The sequence below is a fragment of the Cupriavidus sp. 8B genome, assembly GCF_054589115.1.
Genome location: NZ_BAAILO010000262.1, coordinates 1 through 5,567 on the forward strand (window position 1 = coordinate 1; position 5,567 = coordinate 5,567).

Below are 5,567 nucleotides of genomic sequence, written 5' to 3' on the forward strand. Positions count from 1 at the left end.
CCTCGAACTTCGGCAGACCCAGGCCGTGGTCGAGGATACCGCTACGCGCCGGCGCTGGGCCTTGCCCTATGCCGCGGTCATCGCCGATGCCACCGCAGCGGCCCAATCGCCACCGCACGACCCACCGCCACCGCCCCGTGCGCAGCGTGCTGACTTCATGGTCGGTGACACGGTGGCTTTTACCGACCAGCACCTGCACGAGCGCATCGGCACCGTCGTGCGTGTCAACCAGAAGACAGCGTCCGTACAGTGCAATCCCGACGAAGGCCACTGGCGGGTCTCCTTCGCGCTCCTGCGTAAAGTGGTCGATCTGTAGCCGTCATTCACGAACAGAGGAAGCTGTCAAGTCCATTACGGATGGGTTCCGCTGACGCTTACCGTACTGCGAGACAGCGCCAACACTCACACCCGTTGCCCTGGCAATCTGCCGGTGCGACAGGCCACACGCCCACTTCAGGCGAAGCACTTCCTTGATCTTGCGCATGGTCATCCGGTTGGCCGGCATCAGCTTGCTTCCTTGCAAAAAAAGGAAACAGCGTATCGCCGGCGATCTAGCCCATGCGCAGTACCACCCCCAGCCCTTGCCCGGCGCCATCTCGGCGCATGATCACCCGTTTCGGCTGCTTGATCACCTATTTCGGCAACGTGATCACTCGTTTCGGGATCGTGATCACTGATTTCGGCGTCACCGCCAAGTGATCACGTTCAGCCGAAACCGGCGATCATCTTCCGGCCGAAACAGGTGATCACGTTGCGCCGAAATCGCCGATCACGCGCCCCGAAATACGCAATCACACGAGCCTGCAGCAATGGCTTTGGACCGTCCCGTTGCGAACCTCGACCCATCAGTTGGGGGAATTGTTCGACAAGGTCGAACTCCTTTACAAGATGGGCATTCACCGAAACTGGCCAGCGGCGTGCAATGAAGCGCTGATACGCTACTATGCCAGGCGTTGTGCCAATCGTCCGCCATCAGTAAGCAAACGAGTTGCGCAGCAACACCGCCGATTGGAAGCTGCTTGCCTTCTCCGTTACGCTTTATGCGCCGCCACGGATCATCTGGCGACCATGTTGCGACACTGGATCCAGAAGTCCGTGAATGACGTTCGGCGCCTGATTGAGGCTGGCCGACCGGACCCTGGCACCCAGATGCGAGAGTTCGCGACCGCGGTCAAAGCGCTGGCCGCGGATGAGATGCTAACCCGTGAAGCACTCTGCCAGCAGCTGTTGGCGCTGGCCGACGCGGCGCTTAACCGGCGTGCGCCCAGCCGTGCCAATCTGATCCGCGCGCAACTCCTGTCGCGACACCGCCAGCCTCGGGCGTTGCTCGGCAGGTTGGTTCTGCTGCCATTCTCCGCCCTGTCAGCACACCCGGTGACTGAAGCGTTGGCAGTGCTCCAGCAACTCTACGCGCGGAAGTCCGATCATCTTCCCGACCAAGTCACGATTCGACTTGGCCGCGCCTGGCAACCCGCTCTGGAGGGACAGGACCGTCAGCGGGCCCTGGCCGCTTTCGAATAGGGCACGCTATTCGCCCTACGGGTGTCACTGCGCAACGGCTCAGTCTTCCTTGAGCACAGCTTTGCCTTTCGAAGCCAAGCGGCCCTCTTGATCGGCGCCAGCGATTGGAAGGCCAAACGCAACCATTTCTATGGCCATCTCAAGCTGCCACAGGATGGTCAGGCATTTTTGGCGCCTGCGATCGCGCATCTGGACGAAAGCCTCGCCAAGCTGCAGGACGCTGTCGTATGTGGGAAACTCAAGATTGATGATGCGATCCACGTCGAACCCTTGGTCGCAAGCGCCATGCCCGCGAATGTGGAGACATTGCGAGGCGCACTGTTCGAGAGGCGCCCAGGCGGTCAGTTGCCTGAGATCCTGCTCGAGATCGACAGCGCCACGCACTTTAGTTGGCGCTTGCTGGGAAGAGAGCCTCATTCCCGTAGCGAATTGCTATTGGTCTACGCAGCGATACTCGCGCACGGCACATCGATGTCAGCGGCGGATCTCGCCCGAATGGTGCCGGCGTTGTCGCCTCCCGCGATCCGGCAGATGATGCATCGCATTGCGGACGAACGGAAGCTGCGCCACGCGGCTGAAGCCGTGCTGACCTTCATGCATCAGCACCCGATTGCCCAGCATTGGGGGCGCTCCGATCTGGCCTCGTCAGACATGATGTCGTTGGAAACGACACGCTCTGTCTGGAAAGCGCGGGCCGACCCGCGCCGGCGGACTGCCTCAATCGGGATGTACACTCACGTTCGCGATCGGTGGGGCATCTTCTATGACCAGCCAATTTTGCTCAATGAGCGCCAAGCCGGTGCAGCGATCGAGGGCGTGATCCGACAAGGCGGTTCGGAAGACGTAGCGCAACTTGCAGTGGATACGCACGGCTTTACAGACTTCGCGATGAGTCTGTCACGGCTGTTGGGCTTCGATCTCTGTCCGCGAATGTCCCACCTGCGCGACAGACGTCTGCATGTTCCCAGGCACTATGATGTGCCTAGCGAACTGGCTGCCGTCACCGATGCAGATGTTCGACTGAGCCTCATTGAGTGCGCCTGGGACGAGCTGGTGCGGATTGCGGCATCCGTGCAAAGCGGGCAATGCACTGCAGTCCAGGCACTCACGCGCTTTGGAGTGGCGGTGCGTGGACAACTCGTCTATGAGGCCGGCATGCATCTCGGACGGTTGTTTCGTACGATCTTCCTGATCGACTATTTCACGAATACCGCATTTCGCCATGAGATGCAGCACGCGCTGAACCGCGGTGAAGCGGTGCACATTCTCCAGCGGGCGATCCACTCCGGCAAGATTCCGATCGAGCTGGCGCGCCATGACGCGTCGTTGGCGGCAGTGTCATCGGCCTTGACCTTGCATCCAATTCAGTAATGGCTTGGAATACGATGCACATGCAACGCAGCTGGGACGTCCTCGAGAGAATCAGCAGCGAGACGACTCGATCTGCGGACCTTCGGCATATCGGTCCGACCCATCTCGAGGGAATCAATCTGCGGGGCACTTTTGAGTTTCCCATCGCGCGCTATGCGCATCGGCTCATGCCCACCGCGGCGTTCCAGTCCGACTCATCTTCGCAGTGGCGTACGGCGTAACCGTTTTTGCTTTGAAAGCGGCTCAGAGGGCTGTACCAGAGAACTGATACTTTTGGGTCCGCAATAGTCACACCGGCGACATGCATCCCCTGACCGCCGAGCGCTTGGCGTCATCCGCTCGTCGGCTCCGACTCGGCTTTTCGGAGGCTGACCGCCTTTCCCTACCGCCACGCCCATGCTACAGATCGGTATCTGTGGATGCGGAAAACGGACCAGTCAGCAAGTGATTGATTTTATGGGGATATCTTTCAGGCATCAGCCGGAAACCCGCATGAATGCTTGGGGTAGCTATCCCGGTAAATTGCATCGAAAACAAAGGGATACCTGGTCGCGCTGCGCTTCCGCCTCGCTCGCCTGCAGCCGCGCTTCGGCCCGCAAGGCGGCCAGCTCGCCGGTGGCCGCCTCGTTGGCGGCCTGCCAGATCGCCTGCACGGCATCCGCCGCGATTTGCTTGAGCGCATCCGGCAGCCCGGGCTGGTCGATGGTGACGCGCATCTTGCCGCGCAGGTCCGCCCAGAACTGCGCCAGCACCTCGGTTGGCGTGCCCATGCTGCCCTTGCGCACCAGGCCGTAGAGCTTGTTTGCGGTGGGAGTGATGCCATACCTGAAAAAGAGCAAGGCGCAGACCTCCCGGTAAAGCGCGCGGGTCTGAGGGTCGGCCGGGATTCGCCCTCCAATGCTTGACGAGCCACATAGGGGCACCCCCCGGAAGGATGAGTATGGGCAACCAGGAATGCCATTCCTGGCTGCCCTTCTCCTAGCCTCAGCGCAGAGCAATCTGGCCCAGTTCATCCAAGACCAGGCCCTTAAACTGCTCGAACACAAGCCAGTTCCTGTACTCGCTCCGCCAGTACCCTCGCCCGGTACAGATGGGCTCGACTAGCTTCCGGAGTGGGGCGCAGATTTGGTGATAGACCGTGATGTTGTTTCTGGGCAATTCCCGCACAAACACCAACACGCCGTGGATGGAAAACGTCCATACTCCGTCTCGCTGAAACATATGACCTCCTGGTTGAAAGTGAGGCCAGCCTAGTCAGCGGCGCCCCGAGGAAACAGTCACCAACAGCGGAACTAACTGTGTCGCACGGAAATATCTCTTTAGAAATCAACAACATCCAAGAGAGCGAGACAAGCCCAGCAAATGAAGCCTCGGCGGACGAGAGCGCCGCTCTCGATGCGTTTCTGGCCTTCTTCAAACGGCAGGAGCGGGAAACACGGGCGCAGAAAGTCGCCAAAGCGCTCACAGAGGACTCGCTTCAACGTCTGGCAGACGGCAAGAAGATAACGGTCTACAGCTCGCGGCAAATCGCCGAAATGGCGGGCCACCAAGTCGCCCCGGAGAGAGCCACAGGATGGCTTGCCAAGGTCTGGGGAGAGTTGGAAAGTCGCCTGGAAGAGTGGGAAGCTGGGGTGCAAGACACTGCCAAGCAAGCGGGATTGACCGTCTACGCCTGGCCCAAGAAGACGCAAGGTGCCGGCGGAGCCGGCAATAGCTCCTCATTTGGAATCGTCTTTCTCCCGGTTCCAGAGACTGAGGAGGCCGTGTCATCCACTACGCCAGACACCATCATGTACGCCCGGGACCTGAGACTGAAGCCGGCAACCAGTGGTTGAAGCTGGCTTCGCCTTGAAAGGATGGCGTCGGAAGGCGTTTCTGGGGTATGGCCTTGGTGGACTTGTGATTTTTGGAATCGTCCTAGCCTGGCTCTGGGTGGTACTCACCACTGGATGGGAATCCCTCCCAATTGGGGGTGTCACCACCTTGCTGCTGCTCGCTGCCATGGTCGGCTGGGTGGCGGGGTCACTTCTGAGGCCATTCTGGCGCCTGATTGATTTGCGAATCATCATGGCTCCGGACATCCTGGTTTCCTTCAGCGAGCGAGGCGTCCAATTGGAGGCAGCAAAGGAGCGGGATGACGAAGGCAACCACATCAGAGTCATCCGGTTGGTTCGCTACTCTGGCAACTGCCCCGTCTGTGGAGAAACGGTTCATCTTGAAGACGGCCGGCGGGAATTTCCTAAACGCCTCGTCGGCCGGTGCGATGAGCACCCCGCCGAGCATGTTTTCTCGTTTGACAGGCATACCCGATCGGGACGCCCCCTGCGATAATCCGGGTTCCTCTTGTCGTTTTCAGACTCGACCAATTTACAGAGATGGCAGCACCTGACGAACTCAGCGCCCCCCAACCTACAACGTGGGAAGAGATGCTTGCCGTTTTGGACGGTGAAGACCTCGAGCAAGCCCGCAAGGACATTGCTCAACGGGCTGCAATCTCCTCGGAATCGGAACAGTATCTTGGCCTGCCTGCTGAGCAGTGGCCACAGATCAATTTCAAATGGGACGAAAGACCCGAAAGCCAACGGCTTGCGTACCGCTTTCTTCCGGACAGGAGGGGTAGCCTGCGGATCGGCTTCGGTTTCGGCCGCACCTTCCTCGGCCAGCAGATCTTCCAG

The 5,567-nt window shown here is 59.9% G+C and carries 4 protein-coding genes and 4 pseudogenes; 5 read left to right on the forward strand and 3 right to left on the reverse strand.

Features of this window, described 5'->3' with window-relative positions:
* Positions 1-316 (forward strand): annotated as a pseudogene (locus ACYP5B_RS26055) (hypothetical protein); the annotation flags it as partial.
* 63 nt (positions 317-379) lie between these two features.
* On the opposite strand, the pseudogene ACYP5B_RS26060 reads toward ACYP5B_RS26055, so the two are convergent.
* Positions 380-505 (reverse strand): annotated as a pseudogene (locus tag ACYP5B_RS26060) (sigma factor-like helix-turn-helix DNA-binding protein); the annotation flags it as partial.
* A 53-nt stretch (positions 506-558) separates the two neighbouring features.
* Between ACYP5B_RS26060 and ACYP5B_RS26065 the strand changes: the two are divergent.
* Both ACYP5B_RS26065 and ACYP5B_RS26070 read left to right on the forward strand, forming a co-directional pair.
* Positions 559-699: a hypothetical protein gene (locus tag ACYP5B_RS26065; protein WP_459571628.1), complete on the forward strand. Its 141-nt coding sequence runs from the start codon at positions 559-561 to the stop codon at positions 697-699.
* A 93-nt stretch (positions 700-792) separates the two neighbouring features.
* Positions 793-3,113: pseudogene (locus ACYP5B_RS26070) on the forward strand (Tn3 family transposase); the annotation flags it as partial.
* Positions 3,114-3,440: 327 nt separating this feature from the next.
* Here the strand turns inward: ACYP5B_RS26070 and ACYP5B_RS26075 are convergent.
* Positions 3,441-3,767 (reverse strand): annotated as a pseudogene (locus tag ACYP5B_RS26075) (DNA-binding protein); the annotation flags it as partial.
* 423 nt (positions 3,768-4,190) lie between these two features.
* Between ACYP5B_RS26075 and ACYP5B_RS26080 the strand changes: the two are divergent.
* Positions 4,191-4,727, forward strand: coding sequence for a hypothetical protein (locus tag ACYP5B_RS26080; protein ID WP_459571629.1), 537 nt, complete (start codon positions 4,191-4,193; stop codon positions 4,725-4,727).
* A 187-nt stretch (positions 4,728-4,914) separates the two neighbouring features.
* Here ACYP5B_RS26080 and ACYP5B_RS26085 read toward each other — a convergent pair whose 3' ends face one another.
* Complete coding sequence (locus ACYP5B_RS26085; RefSeq protein ID WP_459571630.1) at positions 4,915-5,196, reverse strand: hypothetical protein; 282 nt, start codon at positions 5,194-5,196, stop codon at positions 4,915-4,917.
* Positions 5,197-5,267: 71 nt separating this feature from the next.
* Here ACYP5B_RS26085 and ACYP5B_RS26090 point away from each other — a divergent pair.
* A partial coding sequence (locus tag ACYP5B_RS26090; protein ID WP_459571631.1) for a hypothetical protein occupies positions 5,268-5,567 on the forward strand: 300 nt, incomplete at its 3' end.